19 protein-coding genes and 2 tRNA genes are annotated in these 19,434 nt (G+C 57.8%); 9 read left to right on the forward strand and 12 right to left on the reverse strand.

Annotated elements, in window-relative coordinates; all coding sequences use genetic code 11:
* Positions 1–2: 2 nt before the first annotated feature.
* The 11 genes from AC3WOK_RS20120 to mltB all read right to left on the reverse strand — a co-directional run bounded on the left by AC3WOK_RS20120 (position 3) and on the right by mltB (position 9,865).
* Positions 3–76 (reverse strand) — tRNA-Arg (locus AC3WOK_RS20120).
* A gap of 4 nt (positions 77–80) precedes the next feature.
* Positions 81–173, reverse strand: a tRNA-Ser gene (locus tag AC3WOK_RS20125).
* A gap of 343 nt (positions 174–516) precedes the next feature.
* Positions 517–702, reverse strand: a complete 186-nt coding sequence (csrA, locus tag AC3WOK_RS20130) for a carbon storage regulator CsrA (protein ID WP_000906486.1) — start codon at positions 700–702, stop codon at positions 517–519.
* Positions 703–943: 241 nt separating this feature from the next.
* On the reverse strand, positions 944–3,571 hold the full coding sequence (gene alaS, locus AC3WOK_RS20135) for an alanine--tRNA ligase (protein WP_447856117.1): 2,628 nt from the start codon (positions 3,569–3,571) through the stop codon (positions 944–946).
* A 131-nt stretch (positions 3,572–3,702) separates the two neighbouring features.
* Positions 3,703–4,203, reverse strand: coding sequence for a recombination regulator RecX (recX, locus tag AC3WOK_RS20140; protein WP_063956833.1), 501 nt, complete (start codon positions 4,201–4,203; stop codon positions 3,703–3,705).
* Positions 4,204–4,271: 68 nt separating this feature from the next.
* Positions 4,272–5,330, reverse strand: coding sequence for a recombinase RecA (gene recA, locus AC3WOK_RS20145; RefSeq protein ID WP_059312445.1), 1,059 nt, complete (start codon positions 5,328–5,330; stop codon positions 4,272–4,274).
* Positions 5,331–5,419: 89 nt separating this feature from the next.
* Complete coding sequence (gene pncC / locus AC3WOK_RS20150; RefSeq protein ID WP_047348073.1) at positions 5,420–5,917, reverse strand: nicotinamide-nucleotide amidase; 498 nt, start codon at positions 5,915–5,917, stop codon at positions 5,420–5,422.
* Positions 5,918–6,047: 130 nt separating this feature from the next.
* Entirely contained in the window at positions 6,048–6,926 is an 879-nt protein-coding gene (locus tag AC3WOK_RS20155) for a metal ABC transporter substrate-binding protein (protein ID WP_492355024.1), read from the reverse strand.
* Positions 6,927–6,940: 14 nt separating this feature from the next.
* Positions 6,941–7,801 carry a metal ABC transporter permease gene (locus tag AC3WOK_RS20160; RefSeq protein WP_059312443.1) on the reverse strand — a complete coding sequence of 287 codons (861 nt, stop codon included), beginning with the start codon at positions 7,799–7,801 and terminating at the stop codon, positions 6,941–6,943.
* The gene (locus AC3WOK_RS20165; RefSeq protein WP_492355025.1) at positions 7,798–8,451 is read right to left on the reverse strand and encodes a metal ABC transporter ATP-binding protein; all 654 of its coding nucleotides are present in this window, start codon (positions 8,449–8,451) and stop codon (positions 7,798–7,800) included. Before AC3WOK_RS20165 ends, AC3WOK_RS20160 begins: the two co-directional genes overlap by 4 nt.
* 313 nt (positions 8,452–8,764) lie before the next feature.
* Positions 8,765–9,865 carry a lytic murein transglycosylase B gene (gene mltB, locus AC3WOK_RS20170; protein WP_173829302.1) on the reverse strand — a complete coding sequence of 367 codons (1,101 nt, stop codon included), beginning with the start codon at positions 9,863–9,865 and terminating at the stop codon, positions 8,765–8,767.
* Between the two features lie 253 nt (positions 9,866–10,118).
* On the opposite strand from mltB, the gene srlA reads away from it, so the two are divergent.
* From srlA to gutQ, 7 genes are all read left to right on the forward strand, one after another.
* Positions 10,119–10,682, forward strand: a complete 564-nt coding sequence (gene srlA, locus AC3WOK_RS20175; RefSeq protein WP_023333189.1) for a PTS glucitol/sorbitol transporter subunit IIC — start codon at positions 10,119–10,121, stop codon at positions 10,680–10,682.
* Positions 10,679–11,638, forward strand: coding sequence for a PTS glucitol/sorbitol transporter subunit IIB (srlE, locus tag AC3WOK_RS20180; RefSeq protein ID WP_047348068.1), 960 nt, complete (start codon positions 10,679–10,681; stop codon positions 11,636–11,638). The genes srlA and srlE overlap by 4 nt, the downstream gene beginning before the upstream one ends.
* Positions 11,639–11,650: 12 nt before the next feature.
* On the forward strand, positions 11,651–12,013 hold the full coding sequence (srlB, locus tag AC3WOK_RS20185; RefSeq protein WP_008499554.1) for a PTS glucitol/sorbitol transporter subunit IIA: 363 nt from the start codon (positions 11,651–11,653) through the stop codon (positions 12,011–12,013).
* A gap of 14 nt (positions 12,014–12,027) precedes the next feature.
* Positions 12,028–12,807, forward strand: a complete 780-nt coding sequence (gene srlD, locus AC3WOK_RS20190) for a sorbitol-6-phosphate dehydrogenase (protein ID WP_047348067.1) — start codon at positions 12,028–12,030, stop codon at positions 12,805–12,807.
* A gap of 91 nt (positions 12,808–12,898) precedes the next feature.
* Entirely contained in the window at positions 12,899–13,258 is a 360-nt protein-coding gene (gene gutM, locus AC3WOK_RS20195; RefSeq protein ID WP_045286053.1) for a transcriptional regulator GutM, read from the forward strand.
* Between the two features lie 63 nt (positions 13,259–13,321).
* Positions 13,322–14,095 carry a glucitol operon DNA-binding transcriptional repressor SrlR gene (srlR, locus tag AC3WOK_RS20200; RefSeq protein WP_028016820.1) on the forward strand — a complete coding sequence of 258 codons (774 nt, stop codon included), beginning with the start codon at positions 13,322–13,324 and terminating at the stop codon, positions 14,093–14,095.
* Positions 14,088–15,053, forward strand: a complete 966-nt coding sequence (gene gutQ / locus AC3WOK_RS20205; RefSeq protein WP_492355026.1) for an arabinose-5-phosphate isomerase GutQ — start codon at positions 14,088–14,090, stop codon at positions 15,051–15,053. Before srlR ends, gutQ begins: the two co-directional genes overlap by 8 nt.
* Here the strand turns inward: gutQ and norR are convergent.
* Positions 15,046–16,557, reverse strand: coding sequence for a nitric oxide reductase transcriptional regulator NorR (norR, locus tag AC3WOK_RS20210; RefSeq protein ID WP_063956842.1), 1,512 nt, complete (start codon positions 16,555–16,557; stop codon positions 15,046–15,048). The genes gutQ and norR overlap by 8 nt on opposite strands.
* 187 nt (positions 16,558–16,744) lie before the next feature.
* Here norR and norV point away from each other — a divergent pair, with 187 nt between their 5' ends.
* Positions 16,745–18,190, forward strand: a complete 1,446-nt coding sequence (norV, locus tag AC3WOK_RS20215; protein WP_063956844.1) for an anaerobic nitric oxide reductase flavorubredoxin — start codon at positions 16,745–16,747, stop codon at positions 18,188–18,190.
* On the forward strand, positions 18,187–19,320 hold the full coding sequence (gene norW / locus AC3WOK_RS20220; protein ID WP_492355027.1) for an NADH:flavorubredoxin reductase NorW: 1,134 nt from the start codon (positions 18,187–18,189) through the stop codon (positions 19,318–19,320). The genes norV and norW overlap by 4 nt, the downstream gene beginning before the upstream one ends.
* The last annotated feature ends 114 nt before the right edge of the window (positions 19,321–19,434 follow it).

The raw sequence follows: 19,434 nt of genomic DNA on the forward strand, positions 1-19,434 counted from the left end.
GGTGCATCCGGGAGGATTCGAACCTCCGACCGCTCGGTTCGTAGCCGAGTACTCTATCCAGCTGAGCTACGGATGCAAAATGGCGGTGAGGCGGGGATTCGAACCCCGGATGCAGCTTTTGACCGCATACTCCCTTAGCAGGGGAGCGCCTTCAGCCTCTCGGCCACCTCACCACACAACGCCTCTTTCGAGTGCTTCGAGTAACTCGTTAAGAGCTTCTCGTCGCTGCGTGGCGCATATATTACTTTCTGGGACTTATAAGTCAAACAATTTTCCAAAAGCTTTTATCGTTTGCACAAATCACACGCAATTCGCATGTAAAAGCCGCAAAGAGGGTGTTTTATAAGCGGATTTTGCAGGCATCTTCACAGAAAACCTGGGCAGAAATGGCGGTGTTGAGACGAGTAAAGGGCAAAGGAGTGGTTAAAAAGAGAGCGATTGAAATTAAACGGTAACTTTAAGCAGGGAAAATGACGGGAGAGGTTGCGTCTCGCCCGACAGCGAGACGCGACAATATCAGTAACTGGACTGCTGGGATTTTTCAGCCTGGATACGCTGGTAGATCTCTTCACGGTGGACAGATACTTCTTTAGGAGCGTTAACACCAATACGTACCTGGTTACCCTTTACCCCTAAAACTGTCACGGTGACCTCATCCCCAATCATGAGGGTCTCACCAACTCGACGAGTCAGAATCAGCATTCTTTGCTCCTTGAAAGATTAAAAGAGTCGGGTCTCTTGTATCCCGGCATTATCCATCATATAACGCCAAAAAGTAAGCGATGACAAACACGTAAAGTGTAAGCAGTCACGGCATCACATTCTGTTAAACGTAAGTTTAGCCGATATACACAAACTCAACCTGACTTTATCGTTATCGATAGCACAGTGAACAAGACGCCATAACGTTACCGCTATGGCGTCTGCTTGTGCTTTGTAGTTATTACAGTTTCGCGCTTACCCAGCTTTCAACGCTGGCCAATGCTGCAGGGAGTGCCGCCGCATCCGTACCACCGGCTTGCGCCATGTCCGGACGACCGCCACCCTTGCCGCCCACCTGCTGAGCGACCATACCAATCAGTTCCCCTGCTTTTACGCGGTCGGTCACATCCTTAGAGACGCCCGCAATCAGAGAAACCTTACCTTCTGCCACTGTCGCCAGCACGATAACGGTAGAACCAAGCTGGTTCTTGAGATCGTCGACCATAGTACGCAGCATCTTAGGCTCAACGCCCGCCAGATCGCTGACCAGCAGTTTGACGCCCTTAATGTCTACAGCCTTGCTGGAGAGGTTTGCACTCTCCTGCGCCGCAGCCTGCTCTTTCAGCTGCTGCAGCTCTTTTTCCAGCTGACGCGTGCGATCCAGCGCCACGCGCACTTTCTCGCCCAGGTTCTGGCTATCGCCTTTTAGCAGTTGCGCGATGTCGTGCAGCTGATCGCTCTGCGCATGCAGGCTGGCGATTGCGCCTTCACCGGTCACCGCTTCAATACGACGCACACCGGCCGCCGTACCTGACTCGGAAACAATGCGGAACAGGCCGATGTCACCGGTGCGGGAGGCGTGAGTTCCGCCACACAGCTCGGTAGAGAAGTCGCCCATGCTCAACACGCGAACACGGTCGTCATATTTCTCACCAAACAGGGCCATCGCGCCTTTTTTCTTCGCCGCTTCGAGATCCATGATATGGGTTTCGATTGGCAGGTTACGACGGATCTGCGCGTTCACCAGATCTTCCACCGCACGGATTTCAGACGGTTTCATCGCTTCAAAATGCGAGAAGTCGAAACGCAGCACTTTGTCGTTAACCAGAGAACCTTTCTGTGCAACGTGGGTACCCAGCACGTCGCGCAGGGCAGCGTGCATCAGGTGGGTTGCAGAGTGGTTCAGACGAATGCGCGCGCGGCGAGCTTCATCCACGTTCGCCTGAACGCCCTCGCCCACTTTCAGAGAACCGGAAATCAGTTTGCCCTGATGACCGATCGCCTGACCGTATTTCTGGGTGTCGCTGACGCTGAAGCTAAAGCCATTGCCTTTCAGTTCACCTTTATCGCCTACCTGGCCGCCGGATTCTGCATAGAACGGCGTTTTGTCCAGAATGACGACCGCATCCTGACCCGCGCTGATGCTGTCAACTGCTTTACCGTCTACAAACAGGGCAGTCACTTTGCCGGTCAGCTCCAGCGCTTCATAACCTTTGAATTCAGACGCGCCATCAACGCGGATCATCGCGTTGTAGTCTGCACCGAAACCGCTGGACTCACGTGCGCGACGACGCTGCTCTTCCATCGCGGCTTCGAAGCCCGCTTCGTCAACTTTAATGTTGCGCTCGCGGCAAACGTCCGCCGTCAGGTCAACCGGGAAACCGTAGGTGTCGTACAGGCGGAAAGCAGTTTCGCCATCCAGCGTGTCGCCTTTAAGCTTCGCCAGCTCTTCGTCCAGCAGCGCCAGACCGCGCTCCAGCGTACGAGCAAACTGCTCTTCTTCGGTTTTCAGAACCTGCTCTACCTGTGCCTGCTGGCGTTTCAGCTCATCACCAGCGGCACCCATTACGCCAACCAATGGCCCAACGAGTTTATAGAAGAAGGTGTCCTTCGCGCCCAGCATGTTGCCGTGACGGATAGCACGACGAATGATGCGACGCAGCACGTAGCCACGGTTCTCATTCGACGGGATAACGCCGTCGGCAATCAGGAACGCACAGGAACGAATATGGTCCGCGATAACGCGAAGAGATTTGTTGTTCAGATCGGTCGCGCCGGTCACTTCCGCAACGGCTTTGATCAGGGTGCTGAACAGGTCAATCTCGTAGTTGGAGTTAACGTGCTGCAGAACCGCGGCAATACGCTCCAGGCCCATACCGGTATCAACAGAAGGTTTCGGCAGCGGCTCCATCGTACCGTCGGCCTGACGGTTGAACTGCATGAAGACGATGTTCCAGATCTCAATGTAGCGATCGCCGTCTTCTTCCGGGCTGCCGGGAGGGCCGCCCCAGATGTGGTCGCCGTGATCGTAGAAGATCTCGGTGCACGGACCGCAAGGACCGGTATCACCCATCTGCCAGAAGTTGTCAGACGCGTATGGCGCGCCTTTGTTATCACCGATGCGAATAATACGCTCGCGCGGGATCCCGACTTCTTTTTCCCAGATTTCGTAGGCTTCGTCATCGGTTTCATAGACGGTAACCCACAGACGCTCTTTCGGCAGGTTGAACCAGTTTTCACCGGTCAGCAGTTCCCACGCATATTGAATGGCATCGTGTTTGAAGTAGTCGCCGAAGCTGAAGTTACCCAGCATTTCGAAGAACGTGTGGTGACGCGCGGTGTAACCGACGTTTTCCAGGTCGTTGTGTTTACCGCCCGCACGCACGCAACGCTGTGAGGTTGTGGCGCGGGAATAATTACGCTTGTCGAGACCAAGGAACACGTCCTTGAACTGGTTCATCCCGGCGTTGGTAAACAGCAGAGTCGGATCGTTGTTCGGTACCAGGGAGCTGCTGGCAACAACCTGGTGTCCCTTACTATGGAAAAAATCGAGAAACGCCTGACGGATCTCAGCGGTGCTCTTGCTCATAATTATCCTGAAATCAAGCTAACGAAATGTCGTAGCCAGCCTGTTTCGGTAAACCGTTGGACAGACCAGCTACTGGAAAAAGTGGGAATAAGATAAGTTTTCTTTGGTGGGAAGTAAAATCCCGCATGCGTTCAATCGGCAAAATTACGCCAGATATCCTGAATATCTTCCATCAGAAAGCCGCGGTAGAGCAAAAAGCGCTGGATTTTAACTTTTTCTGAAAAATCACGCGACAGCGGTTCACCGTACTTGCGAATGGCCTGCTCTTTTGCCAGTTCGCACCAGTCAATCTCGCACTCGCGCATCGCTTTTTCAATCGACTCCCGGGCCACCCCTTTCTGGTTCAGCTCCTGCCGAATGCGCGCGGGGCCATATCCCTTGCGACCGCGGCTGGCGAGAAACCGCGAGGCGAAACGCGAGTCATCGAGATAGTGATGCTCATAGCACCAGGCAATCACGCGGTCATAATCTTCCGCTGTGGCATCAATCTCTTCCGGCCCGTTTTTACTCATCACCGGAGCCGACAGTTTTCGCCGTAGCTCCTGTTCACTGTGGTCGCGGACGGCAAGAATGCGTACCGCACGATCCAGTAAGCGTGAGTACGCCGGTCGACGTGATGTAGGTTCACTCATAAACAACCTGCTGTTTCAGAAATGCAAAAAGGGCCGCATCAGCAGCCCTTCATCATTAAACGAGAGAATTAAAAGTCTTCGTTAGTTTCTTCAGCATCCGCGGCATCGACCACGAAATCAGGTTTGGAGTCCTGGTTGTTCAGCAGAAGCTCACGCACTTTCTTCTCAATCTCTTTCGCTGCAGCCGGGTTCTCTTTCAGCCAGGAGATAGCATTCGCTTTACCCTGTCCAATTTTGTCACCGTTGTAGCTGTACCAGGCGCCCGCTTTTTCGATCAGCTTCTCTTTCACGCCCAGGTCAACCAGCTCACCGAAGAAGTTAATCCCTTCGCCGTAGAGGATCTGGAATTCAGCCTGTTTGAACGGTGCAGCGATTTTGTTCTTCACAACCTTCACGCGGGTTTCGCTGCCGACGACGTTCTCGCCCTCTTTCACCGCACCGATACGGCGGATATCCAGACGGACAGACGCGTAGAATTTCAGCGCGTTACCACCGGTGGTGGTTTCAGGGTTACCGAACATCACACCAATTTTCATACGGATCTGGTTGATGAAGATCAGCAGCGTGTTGGACTGCTTCAGGTTACCGGCCAGCTTACGCATCGCCTGGCTCATCATACGTGCCGCGAGGCCCATGTGAGAGTCACCGATTTCGCCTTCGATTTCCGCTTTTGGCGTCAGCGCAGCAACGGAGTCGACAACGATAACGTCAACGGCACCTGAACGCGCCAGCGCATCACAAATTTCCAGCGCCTGCTCGCCGGTGTCCGGCTGGGAACACAGCAGGTTGTCGATATCAACACCCAGTTTACGGGCATAGACAGGGTCCAGCGCGTGCTCGGCATCGATAAACGCACAGGTTTTACCTTCGCGCTGTGCCGCAGCAACAACCTGCAGGGTCAGCGTCGTTTTACCGGAGGACTCTGGCCCGTAGATTTCTACGATACGGCCCATAGGCAGACCGCCAGCGCCCAGCGCGATATCCAGAGAAAGCGAACCGGTGGAGATAGTTTCCACATCCATGGAACGGTCTTCACCCAGGCGCATGATGGAGCCTTTACCGAATTGCTTTTCGATCTGGCCCAGTGCTGCCGCCAACGCTTTCTGTTTGTTTTCGTCGATAGCCATTATTACTCCTGTCATGCCGGGAGAAGCGACTGTGCTTCACCGTGGATTTCTGTTCTGTTGGTGCAATTATACTGTATGGTCATACAGTATCAAGTGTTTTGTAGAAATTGTTGCCAGAGCGTTTTTAACGCATAAACGGTGGCCTGACGACGCACGCTTTCGCGATCGCCGCTAAAGCACTCCCGGCGGGTGATCCCCTCTCCTCTGGAGGTGGCAAACCCAAACCAGACGGTGCCGACAGGCTTCACGTCGCTGCCGCCGTCCGGGCCTGCAATGCCGCTAATGGAAATCGCGTAATCTGCCCGTGCCTCTTTGAGCGCACCAATGGCCATCTCGATCACCACCGGTTCGCTGACCGCGCCATGCTGTTCAAGCGTGGATTCCCGAACGCCAATCATCTGTGCTTTAGCTTCGTTACTGTAGGTCACAAAGCCACGTTCAAACCAGGCGGAACTGCCGGCAATATCGGTAATCGCTTTCGCCACCCAGCCGCCGGTACAGGACTCTGCGGTGGTTATCGTCGCACCACGTTGCTTAAGCGCCAGCCCAACTATCTCGCTCAGCTGCATCAATTCATGGTCAGTCATTCTCGCTCCAGGCATCAGAAAAACGTGCTGCACAAGATAGCACTTTCTCATCAGATATGGGGATACGCTTCAGGTTTTACGAGGGCGCTTCAGAAAAAAGCCGATGCGGGCACACCGGCCTGGAAGAATGCTACTTCATGCTGTCAGCGAGGGTATTCACGTTGTGGCGAAACGCCTTAACGTAGGTATCTGCCACCCCGCCTTTTGCCGACAGCGCTTCCGGATAAAGTTCGCCCCCCGGCTGCGCGCCCGTCGCCGACGCAATTTGTTTCACCAGCCGCGGATCGAGCTGATTTTCCATAAACCAGGTTTTCACGCCGTCGGCTTTAATCTGATTGATGATCTCAGCAACCTGCGCCGCGCTGGCCTCACTCTCAGACGACAGGCCCTGCGGCGCCATAAACCTTACGCCGTAGGCACGGCTGAAATAGCCGAATGCGTCATGGCTGGTCAGCACGTTACGCTTCGCCTGCGGGATCTGGCTAAAGCGCGTTTTGGCCCAGCCATCCAGCTGCGTCAGCTGCGCGATATACGGCTTACCGGTAGCTTCGAGCGCCGCTTTATCTTGCGGATCGGCTTTCACCAGCCCGTTCAGAATATTTTGCGCATACAGCGCCCCGTTCGCCGCGCTGTTCCACGCGTGTGGACGGGTCACGGTTTTGCCCTCTTCCTCCAGGGTGTGCGTTTTCACCCCGGTCGACGCCACCACTAGCTGTCCTTTAAATCCGGAGGCCTTCACCAGCCGATCGAGCCAGCCCTCCAGACCCAAACCGTTCACCACCACCACATCAGCCTTGCTCAGCGCCGCGCTGTCTTTCGGTGACGGCTCGAAGGTATGCGGATCGCCGTCCGGCCCCACCAGCGTCGTCACGTTCACGCGATCGCCGCCCACCTCCTGCATGATATCCCCCAGTATCGAAAAGCTGGTGACCACATTCAGCGTTTTGGCCATCACGCCGTGTGACATCATCCCCAGCGCGAGCGCCATGACTAATCCTGTACGTTTCATCGTTTCCCCTTGCGTTAAAAAAGCGCGCGCAGGCTGCCTGCGAGCCTGCTTCGCGTTCCCAGTAAAATGGAAATAAAGAACAGCGCGCTGGCGGTAAGCACGATGGATGGCCCGGCAGGCAAACTCATCGCCCAGGAGAGGCTCAGCCCCAGCCACGCGCAGAAAATACCGCTGATGCCCGCCATCAGGAGCAACCCCGGCAGCGTGCGCACCCAGCAGCGGGCCGCCACGGCCGGCAGCATCATCAGCCCGACGGCCATCAGCGTGCCGAGGACCTGAAAACCGGCCACCAGATTAAGCACCAGCAGCGCCAGAAACAGACCGTGCAGCAGGCCAGGCAGCCAGCGTGCGTTCACCTGGAGCCAGGCGGTATCAAACGCTTCCGTGACCAGCCCGCGATAGAAAATCGCCAGCGTGATAAGGGTGAACATGCAAACGCCCGTGACGAACAGCGCGGCGTCGTTGTCCACGGCGAGGATGGATCCAAACAGCAGATGCAGCAGATCGACATTCGACCCGCGAAGCGACACCAGCGTGACGCCCAGCGCCAGTGAGCCAAGATAAAACCCGGCAAAGCTGGCATCCTCTTTAAGCGGCGTGCGTCGACTAACCAGACCGGCCATCAGCGCCACGGTAATTCCCGCGATAAAACCGCCAATACTCATTGCCAGCAGCGACATGCCGCTGAGCAGGTATCCCACGGCGACACCCGGCAAAATGGCGTGAGAAAGCGCGTCGCCCATCAGGCTCATGCGACGCAGCTGCAGAAACACGCCGAGCGCGGTGGTGCTGACGGAAAGCGCCAGGCAAACCACCAGCGCGCGGCGCATAAAGCCGTACTCAATAAACGGCTGGAAAAAGAGATGCCAGATCATGCCACCCTCACCCGCTCGGTTTTCCACTGGGGAACGTCGGCGTCCAGCCGTAGCGTCTGCGGGAAGTGGCGCGACACGCGCTCGCTGTCGTGCAGTACCGCAAGCAGCGTTTGCCCCTGCATATACATCTCCAGCATCAGGTCCATCAGCACGTTGCAGGTGGCTTCATCGACGCCGGTAAAAGGTTCATCCAACATCACCAGCGGCGCCTGCTGCACCAGTATGCGGGCAAACAGCATGCGCTGAAACTGGCCGCCGGAGAGTTCATCGATGGTGGATAACGCCATGGACTCCAGCCCGACGCGCTCCAGCGCGCTCCTGATGCGCAACCGCGTTTCGCGGCGAAACCCGGAAAAAAGCGAAATGCCCGGCCAGCAGCCCATGCTGACGACGTCCTGTACGGTCAGCGGAAACTGCGCCTCCAGCGCGTGACGCTGTGCCAGCCAGCCAATCACCGGGCGCTTTCCCTGCCAGCGGAAGCCGCCGCTCACGGGAGGAATAAACCCCGCCAGCGTTTTCAGCAGCGTGGATTTCCCGCAGCCGTTAGCGCCGATAATGGCGGTCATGCTTCCCCGTTCGATCACGCCCGAAAGAGGACGCGTAACCGGCTGGCGGTCATAGCCCGCCGTAAGCGCATTCATCACAATCATGGCAATGCCACCGCCCAGCGCACGGCCAGCCCGATGAAAACAACAAGTACCAGCGCCAGCAAAAGCCGAACCAGCGCAGAGAGAGAAAAAAGGGACGTTGACATCTCGACACCACACTTAATGTTATAACATAACAATAATGAAAGGCGATTGAGATGTAAATGGCGCGTTTGAAAAGGGAGTGTGGCGAAATGTTTCTGCAAAACTTCCCTCTCCCGTGGGAGAGGGTAAGGGTGAGGGCATCAGGCCGCACCGTGAGTGCAGCCATGCCGGGTGGCGGCGTTGCCTTACCCGGCCTACCCGTCTGAGCGACTTACTGACTAAACGGTGACGCTGCCGGCACGCGGGCCTGCGATACCGCCAGCCCCAGCTGCCACACCGCCATCGCATAGTGGGTGCTGTGGTTGTAGCGGGTAATCGCATAGAAGTTCGGCATGCCGTACCAGTACTGATAGCCGGTTCCTACGTCCAGACGCAGCAGGCTCACCTGGTCAACATTGCCCAGCGGCTGGGTTGGCGTTAAGCCCGCCGCCGTCAGCTGTGCGACGCTGTACTTAGTTTTGAAGCCGTTGTCCAGACCAAACGCCTCGCCGTTAGCCTGCACCGCCACCTGTCCGCCCGGCGTCCAGCCGTGCGCTTTAAAGTAGTTTGCCACGCTGCCGATGGCATCCACCGGATCCCACAGGTTGATATGACCATCCCCGTTAAAGTCGACGGCATACTGCTTATAGGAGGACGGCATAAACTGGCCGTAGCCCATCGCGCCGGCAAACGACCCTTTCAGATCGAGCGGGTCATCCTGTTCACTGCGCGCCATCAGCAGGAAGGTTTCCAGCTCGGAAGAGAAATACTCCGCGCGGCGCGGGTAGTTAAAGGAGAGCGTCGCCAGCGCGTCAAGGATGCGGGTTTTCCCCATCACGCGGCCCCAGCGGGTTTCCACGCCGATAATCCCGACGATGATTTCCGGCGGTACGCCGTACACCTGCCACGCGCGGTTGAGCGCATCTTCATACTGATTCCAGAACGCCACGCCGTTTTGCACGTTGTCCGGGGTAATAAACTGTTTGCGATAGCGCAGCCACGCGCCGTTCGGCCCGCTCGGCACCTGAGCCGTCGGCGCCTGCCTGTCCATCAGGCGCAGCACGTAGTCCAGACGCTTGGCCTGCGACAAAATTTCGTGCAGCTGCTGTCTGTCGAAGCCGTGTTTGCTCACCATTTTATCGATGAACTGCTCGGCCGCCGGGTTATTCGCGAAGTCGCCGCCCATCTGCATCATATTGTGCTGCGGCTCCAGCAGGAATCCCCCGGAAGGCGCGCCCGCCGTTTGCTGAACGGCTTCGGTCTTAGGTTTGCTGCTACAGGCAGACAGCAGAATAAGCGCAGGCAACAGCGCTGCATAACGACGCTTGAACATGAGACATCCATTTAACGGGTTCGATAAGAACCCAGTATGGTAAAGCATCCGCAACACCTCAAGGAAGCGGTACGCACCTCCCCAACGCAAATCCGCCCTTTTTTCCACCGAAAACCATTCACTCCATCAATTAACTTTCAAAATAACCCATTTTTCTTTCATTGTGAGATCTAACTAACACTTTAAAACCTTTCAAAGTGATTATTATTAACCGCAGTCAGACAAAAACAAAAAAGCCCCACAGGAGAGAAGAATGATAGAAACCATCACCCATGGCGCCGAGTGGTTCATCGGGCTGTTTCAGAAAGGCGGAGAAGTGTTCACCGGCATGGTGACCGGGATCCTGCCCCTGCTGATCAGCCTGCTGGTGATCATGAACGCGCTGATTAACTTTATCGGCCAGCAGCGCATTGAACGCTTCGCCCAGCGCTGCGCCGGGAACCCGCTGTCCCGCTACCTGGTTTTACCCTTCATCGGCACCTTCGTGTTCTGCAACCCGATGACCTTAAGCCTAGGTCGCTTCATGCCGGAAAAGTACAAGCCGAGCTATTACGCCGCCGCCTCCTACAGCTGCCATTCCATGAACGGCCTGTTTCCGCACATCAACCCCGGCGAGCTGTTTGTCTATCTCGGGATCGCCAGCGGCCTCACCACCCTTGGCCTGCCGCTCGGCCCGCTGGCGGTGAGCTATCTGCTGGTTGGTCTGGTGACCAACTTCTTCCGCGGCTGGGTGACGGACCTCACCACCGCCATTTTCGAGAAGAAAATGGGCATTCAGCTTGAACAAAAAGTCCATCTTTCAGGAGCCACAGCATGAACCGGATCCGCATTGAGAAAGGCACGGGCGGCTGGGGCGGCCCGCTGGAGTTCGACGCCACAGAAGGCAAAAAGATCGTCTACATCACCGCGGGCACGCGCCCGGCGATCGTCGATAAGCTGCGCGAGCTGACCGGCTGGGAAGCGGTCGACGGCTTCAAAGAGGGCGAGCCGCCGGAAGCAGAAATCGGCGTGGCGGTCATCGACTGCGGCGGCACGCTGCGCTGCGGCATCTATCCGAAGCGTCGCATTCCGACGGTGAATATTCACTCCACCGGAAAATCAGGCCCGCTGGCGCAGTACATCCTTGAAGACATTTATGTCTCGGGCGTGAAGGAGGACAACATCACTCTGGTGAATGGCACTGCCGCGCCGCAAAAAGCGGCACCGCGCGAGTACGACACCAGCAAGAAGATCACCGAGCAGAGCGACGGCCTGCTGGCGAAGGTCGGGATGGGCATGGGGTCCGCCGTGGCGGTGCTGTTCCAGTCCGGGCGCGACACCATCGACACGGTGCTGAAAACCATCCTGCCGTTTATGGCGTTCGTCTCGGCACTCATCGGCATCATCATGGCGTCCGGCCTGGGTGACTGGATTGCCCACGGCCTCGCCCCGCTCGCCAGCCACCCGCTCGGCCTGGTGACGCTGGCGCTGATCTGCTCCTTCCCGCTGCTGTCGCCGTTCCTCGGCCCGGGCGCGGTGATTGCCCAGGTCATCGGCGTGCTGATTGGCGTGCAGATCGGCCTGGGCAACATTCCCCCGCACCTCGCCCTGCCCGCCCTGTTTGCCATTAACGCGCAGGCGGCGTGTGACTTCATCCCGGTTGGGCTGTCGCTGGCCGAAGCGCGGCAGGACACCGTGCGCGTGGGCGTGCCGTCCGTCCTGGTCAGCCGCTTCCTGACGGGCGCACCGACGGTGCTGATTGCCTGGTTTGTCTCCGGTTTTATTTATCAATAAGAGGTTCCTGTCATGACCGTGATTTACCAGACCACCATTACCCGCATCGGCCAGAGCGCCGCCGACGCGCTGAGCGACCAGATGCTGATCACTTTCCGGGAAGGCGCCCCGGCGGATATCGAAGAGTTTTGTTTTATTCACTGCCACGGCGAGCTTAACGGTGAGCTGAAGGCAGGAAGCCAGCTTGAACTGGGCGAGGCGCGCTATGCGGTGACCGCCGTCGGCGACGTGGCCGAGCAAAACCTGCGCGAGCTGGGCCACATCACCCTGCGTTTCGACGGCCAGCCGCAGGCGGAGTATCCCGGTACGGTTCACGTGGCGGGCCCGGTTCCGCAGGCTGTCACCCCAGGTTGCACGTTAAAATTTGTTGCGTAATTAAGGAGATACACATGAGTCAGGTTGCCGTTGTCATTGGTGGGGGACAAACCTTAGGCGAGTTCCTCTGCCGTGGGCTTGCCGCAGAAGGTTACCGCGTGGCGGTAGTGGACATTCAGAGTGAAAAAGCCGCCCGCGTGGCGGATACCATCAACACCGAGTTTGGCGAAGGGATGGCGTATGGCTTTGGTGCCGACGCCACCAGCGAGCAGAGCGTGATGGCGCTGGCCCGCGGCGTGGACGAGATTTTTGGGCGTACCGATCTGCTGGTCTACAGCGCGGGAATTGCGAAAGCGGCCTTTATCAGCGATTTCGCGCTGGGGGATTTTGACCGCTCGCTGCAGGTAAACCTGGTGGGCTATTTCCTCTGCGCCCGCGAGTTTTCCCGCCTGATGATCCGCGACGGCATTCAGGGACGCATCATTCAGATCAACTCAAAATCAGGGAAAGTGGGCAGCAAGCACAACTCCGGCTACAGCGCGGCGAAGTTTGGCGGCGTGGGACTGACGCAGTCTCTGGCGCTGGATCTGGCCGAATACGGGATTACCGTTCACTCGCTGATGCTGGGCAACCTGCTGAAATCGCCGATGTTCCAGTCCCTGCTGCCGCAGTACGCCACCAAGCTTGGCATCAAAGCGGAAGAGGTGGAGCAGTACTACATCGATAAAGTGCCGCTCAAGCGCGGGTGCGACTATCAGGACGTGCTGAACATGCTGCTGTTTTACGCCAGCCCGAAAGCGTCTTACTGCACCGGGCAGTCGATTAACGTCACCGGCGGGCAGGTAATGTTCTGAGTTCATTCCCCGGTGGCGCTGCGCTTACCGGGGCTACAATCCCCGTAGGCCGGGTAAGGCGCAGCCGCCACCCGGCAGTTAAGGAGCCGATATGGTCACCGCACTCATCACCGTTGCCGCCCTCGCCTGGATCTGCCAGATGGCGTTTGGCGGCTGGCAGATCCACCAGTTTAACCGCGCGTTCGACGCCCTGTGTCAGAAAGGCCGCGTGGGCGTCGGGCGTTCCGGCGGACGCTTCAAACCGCGGGTCGTCGTCGCCGTGGCGCTGGATGAAAATAATAACGTCTGCGATTCGCTCATCATGCGCGGCATGACGGTCTTCGCGCGACCGGTGAAAATCCAGGCAATTAACGGCATTTCGCTGCAGGAATTGCGGCCTGATGTGATCTTTCCCCATGATCCACTCTGTCAGAATGCACTATCATTAGCGCTTAATCTGAAACATGGATAATTTCGTTGTGAAAGCTATAGACTTGCGAAATTATCATTTCGCAACCTAAGGAACGAAGCGCCTATGAAACCTCGTCAGCGGCAGGCGGCCATTCTTGAGCATCTGCAAAAGCAGGGAAAATGCTCGGTAGACGATCTGGCCCACTACTTTGACACCACCGGCACAACAATACGCAAGGATTTGGTATTGCTCGAAAACTCTGGCGCCGTCATTCGAACCTACGGCGGCGTGGTGCTCAATAAGGACGAAGCGGACCCGCCTATCGATCACAAAACGCTGATCAACACCCACCAGAAGGCGCTGATCGCCGAAGCGGCGGTGAAATTTATCCACGATGGCGACTCCATTATCCTTGACGCCGGCAGCACCGTCCTGCAGATGATCCCCCTGCTCAGCCGCTTTAATAACATCACGGTGATGACCAACAGCCTGCACATCGTCAACGCCCTGTCGGAGTTTGACAGCGAACAGACCATCCTGATGCCCGGCGGTACCTTCCGTAAAAAATCCGCATCGTTTCACGGCCAGCTGGCGGAGAACGCCTTCGACCACTTCAGCTTCGATAAACTGTTTATGGGCACCGACGGCATCGACCTGAACGCGGGCGTTACCACCTTCAACGAGGTGTTCAGCGTCAGCAAAGCGATGTGCAACGCCGCGCGGGAAGTGATTCTGATGGCGGACTCGTCGAAGTTTGGCCGCAAAAGTCCCAACATTGTCTGTAGCCTGGAGAGCGTCGACAAGCTGATTACCGACGCGGGTATCGACCCGGCGTTCAAAAAAGCGCTGGAAGAAAAAGGCATCGACGTGATCGTAACCGGAGAGAAAGATGAGTGATTTTCTGTTAAACGCGGGCCGCCAGACCCTGATGCTGGAGCTGCAGGAAGCCAGCCGCCTGCCGGAGCGCCTGGGCGAGGAGTTTGTTCGCGCGGCCAACACCATTATTCACTGCGAAGGAAAGGTGGTTGTCTCCGGGATCGGGAAATCCGGCCATATTGGCAAAAAGATCGCCGCGACGCTGGCCAGCACCGGAACGCCTGCTTTCTTCGTGCATCCGGCGGAAGCGCTGCACGGCGATCTGGGAATGATTGAAAGCCGCGACGTGATGCTGTTTATCTCCTACTCCGGCTCGGCGAAAGAGCTGGATCTCATTATTCCGCGCCTGCAGGAAAAGTCGGTCGCTCTGCTGGCGATGACCGGGAAGTCCCGCTCGCCGCTGGCGCTGGCCGCCAAAGCGACGCTGGACATTTCCGTTGAGCGCGAAGCCTGCCCGATGCACCTCGCCCCAACCTCCAGCACCGTTAACACCCTGATGATGGGCGACGCGCTGGCGATGGCGGTGATGCAGGCGCGCGGCTTTAACGAAGAAGATTTTGCCCGTTCGCATCCGGCGGGGGCACTCGGCGCGAGGCTGCTCAATAAAGTGCATCACCTGATGCGCACCGACGATGCCATTCCGCAGGTTAAACTCGACACCAGCGTCATGGACGCGATGCTGGAGCTCAGCCGCACCGGCCTGGGCCTGGTGGCGGTTTGCGACAGCGACGGCTTCGTGAAGGGCGTCTTTACCGACGGCGACCTGCGCCGCTGGCTGGTGGGCGGCGGCAGGCTGGAAGCGCGGGTTTCGGAAGCGATGACCCAGGGCGGGCTAACGCTGAACGCCGAGAGCCGCGCCATTGAGGCCAAAGAGAGTCTGATGAAGCGTAAAATCACCGCCGCGCCGGTGGTGGATGACGCCGGCAGGCTGTGCGGCGCCATTAACCTGCAGGATTTCTACCAGGCCGGGATTATTTAAGCCCCAGACGCTTCGCCAGCCGGTGCAGGTTGGCGACGTCCATCTCCAGCGCCCGCGCGCACGCCGCCCAGCTGCGGTTGTTCTGCTTCAGCGCGCGGGTAATCATCTGGCGCTGGAACGCTTCCGTCGCCTCGCGCAGGTTCTCATTCGCACTCTCTGGCTCACGCTGGACCACCGTCTGTACAGCATCATCATGCAACGCAAAATGACGCGCGTGGATCACCACCTCGTCACCCGAACGCGTCGCCCGCGCCAGCACCACCGCGCGGTGAATCGCATGCTCCAGCTCGCGCACGTTGCCCGGCCAGCCGTAGCTCAGCAGATGCGCTCTCGCCCCCGGGCTTAACACCACGCGGGAAAGCCCCATCCTGAGACGGCACTGCTCGCAGAAAAAGCCCGCCAGCAGCAGCACGTCGTCCCCGCGTTCGCGCAACGGCGGCACGGTAAGTGGGAACACGCTCAGGCGGTGGAACAGGTCAGCGCGGAAGTTCCCGGCAAGTACCTCTTCACGCAGGTCGCGGTTCGTCGCCGCCAGCACGCGCACGTCCACTCTGTGGCTGCGGTCATCCCCCACGCGCTGGATATCGCCGTACTGCAGCACGCGCAGGAGCTTGGCCTGTAACGACAGGGAAAGCTCACCAATCTCATCCAGAAACAGCGTGCCGTTATCGGCCATTTCAAACTTGCCGCTGCGGTTGCTGATGGCCCCGGTAAACGCCCCTTTGACGTGACCAAACAGCTCGCTTTCCGCCACGCTCTCCGGCAGCGCGGCGCAGTTGAGGTACACCAGCGGGTTAACCGCGCGCGGCGAGGCTTCGTGAATGGACTTCGCCACCAGCTCTTTACCGGTGCCGGTTTCACCGAAGATCAGCACGTTCAAATCGGAGGCGGCGACGATCTCAATCTCTTTTTTGAGCTGCGCCATGCCCGGCGAAAGGCCAATCATCTCCGTGTGCGCCACCTGCTCAAACGCCGCCGGGCTGCCGGGAAGAATGTTCTGGCTCTCCAGCTGTTCAATCAGCAGGGCGTTGTTCAGCGCCCCGGCGGCCAGCGCGGCAATCAGGCGCAGCTCTTCGTCGCTGAAGGTGTCGAACTGGTCCGGCGACATGCCGTCGAGCGTCAGTGCCCCAATCAGGTTTTGCCCGGCAAACAGCGGCAGGCCGATGCAGGCGTGCACCTTCAGGCTCTCCTGGCCCGGAATAAGCCCGTCGTACGGGTCAGGCAAATCGCTGTCCGCCGGGAAACGCACCACGTCCCCGGCCCGGGCGATGGTCTCCAGCCGCGGATGACCTTCAAGGGCAAAACGCCGCCCGAGAACGTCCCTGGACAGCCCGTCGATAGCCAGCGGAATAAACTGCCGCCCCTCGTAGCGGAGCAGTGCCGAGGCATCGCACGCCAGCACGTGGCGCAGCGTGGAGATCAGCCGCTGAAAGCGGTCCTGATGGCCGATGCCGGTTTGCAGTTCAATGGCGATCTTCGCCAGCACGTCTACGGAAAAGCTCATGTCTGCCTCGCTGTCATTTTGACAATGCATGTTGTCATATTGACTGCAATATGAATAGTCATAATGACTACCCATTAAGAGTCATAAAAATAATAATCCAGTAAAATCAATAAAATAAAAGTTGGCACGCAACTTGATATAAGCAAACCATCTTATTTGAAAAACGCGATATTACGCTGAGGTTGCTATGTCTATTCTGGTTAAAAATAACATTCATTGGGTTGGTCAACGTGACTGGGAAGTACGCGACTTCCACGGGACGGAGTACAAAACGCTGCGCGGCAGCAGCTACAACAGCTATCTCATCCGGGAAGGTAAAAACGTGCTGATCGATACCGTCGATCACAAATTCAGCCGCGAGTTCGTGCAGAACCTGCGCAGCGAAATCGATCTCGACGCCATCGACTACATCATCATCAACCATGCGGAAGAGGACCACGCCGGCGCGCTGACCGAGCTGATGTCTTACATTCCGAACACGCCGATCTACTGCACCACCAACGCCATCGACTCGATCAACGGTCACCACCACCATCCGGAGTGGAATTTCCACACCGTGAAAACCGGTGACACCCTGGATATCGGCAACGGCAAACAGCTGATCTTCGTGGAAACCCCGATGCTGCACTGGCCGGACAGCATGATGACCTATATGACCGGCGACGCGGTGCTGTTCAGCAACGACGCCTTCGGCCAGCACTACTGCGACGAGCGCCTGTTCAACGACGAAGTGGATCAGACCGAACTGTTCGAACAGTGCCAGCGCTACTACGCCAACATCCTGACCCCGTTCAGCCGTCTGGTGACGCCTAAAATCACCGAGATCCTCGGCTTTAACCTGCCGGTGGATATGATTGCCACCTCCCACGGCGTGGTGTGGCGTGAAAACCCAACCCAGATAGTGGAGCTGTACCTGAAATGGGCGGCGGATTATCAGGAAGACCGCATTACGATTTTCTACGACACCATGTCCAACAACACCCGCATGATGGCGGACGCCATTGCCCAGGGCATCAACGAAGTTGATCCTAACGTGGCGGTGAAAATCTTCAACGTGGCGCGCAGCGATAAAAACGAAATCCTCACCAACGTTTTCCGCTCTAAAGGCGTGCTGGTGGGTACCTCCACCATGAACAACGTGATGATGCCGAAAATTGCCGGTCTGGTAGAAGAGATGACCGGCCTGCGCTTCCGTAACAAACGCGCCAGCGCCTTTGGCTCTCACGGCTGGAGCGGCGGCGCGGTAGACCGTCTCTCCACCCGCTTACAGGATGCGGGCTTTGAGATGTCCATGAGCCTGAAGGCCAAGTGGCGCCCGGATATCGACGCCCTGGAGATCTGCCGCCAGCACGGCCGCGATATTGCCCGTCAGTGGGCGCTTGCACCGCTTCCGGAAGCCGCACCCGCCGCGGCCCCAGCGCCTGCAGCGACCGCCTGTGAATCTGCCGCCGCCGATCTCGGCCCACGCATGCAGTGCAGCGTCTGCCAGTGGATCTACGACCCAGAGCTGGGCGAGCCGCTGCAGGACGTTGCGCCAGGCACGCCGTGGAGTGACGTGCCGGACAACTTCCTCTGCCCGGAATGTTCCCTCGGTAAAGACGTCTTTGATGAACTGGGTACGGAGGCAAAATGAATAACGGCATCGTCATCATCGGCTCGGGCTTTGCCGCCCGCCAGCTGGTGAAAAATATCCGCAAACAGGATGCTAACGTGCCGCTGACGGTGATCGCCGCCGACAGCATGGACGAGTACAACAAGCCTGATTTAAGCCACGTCATCAGCCAGAATCAGCGCGCCGAAGATCTCACCCGCCAGACGGCGGGGGAGTTCGCAGAACAGTTCAACCTGCGTCTGTTTCCGTACACCTGGGTCACCGATATCGACGCCGCCGCGCACGTGGTGAAAGCGAAGGAGAAAACCTGGCAGTACGACAAGCTGGTGCTGGCAACGGGAGCCTCTGCGTTCGTGCCGCCGGTTGAAGGCCGCGAGCTGATGATAACGCTCAACAGCCAGCAGGAGTATCAGGCCAGCGAAACCCTGCTGCGCGATGCAAAGCGTGTAATGATTGTCGGCGGCGGGCTGATCGGTACCGAGCTGGCGATGGATTTCTGCCGGGCAGGCAAGGCCATTACCCTGGTTGACCACGCGGCGAGCATTCTGTCGGCGCTGATGCCCGCAGAGGTAAGCAGCCGCCTGCAGCATCGTTTGACCGACATGGGCGTCCATCTGCTGCTCAAATCGCAGCTGCAGAGCCTCGCTAAAACCGAAGGCGGCATTCGCGCATCGCTTGACGGCGGCCGCAGCGTTGAGGTGGATGTCGTGGTTGCCGCGACGGGGCTGCGTCCGGAAACCGCGCTGGCTCACCGTGCCGGCGCGGAAACACAGCGCGGCGTGAAGGTAGATAGCTACCTGCAAACCACGCAGCCCGATATTTACGCGCTGGGGGACTGCGCCGAAATTAACGGTCAGGTGCTGCCCTTTTTACAGCCGATTCAATTAAGTGCGATGTATCTGGCGAAAAACCTGCTCGGCGGCAGCGCGCCGCTGAAATTACCCGCCATGCTGGTTAAAGTCAAAACGCCGGAATTACCGCTGCATCTTGCCGGTGAAACCCAGCGTAAGGATCTGAACTGGCAAATCACCCTCGAGCAGGAAGGCATGGTCGCGCGAGGCGCGGATAACGAGGGCCAGATGCGCGCTTTTGTCGTCAGTGAAGACCGGATGAAGGAGGCTTTCGCCCTGCTGAAATCGCTGCCCGCTTAACCCGCAACCTCCTGCCACGCTTACTTAACCTTTGGATTTTATTGTCCGCCGCCCCGCTGTCCCGGGGCTTTTTTTTGCGCATTCTATTCATCAAATAAATACAAAACAGATAAA

The sequence above is a fragment of the Enterobacter sp. FW301-JW81 genome (assembly GCF_058788735.1).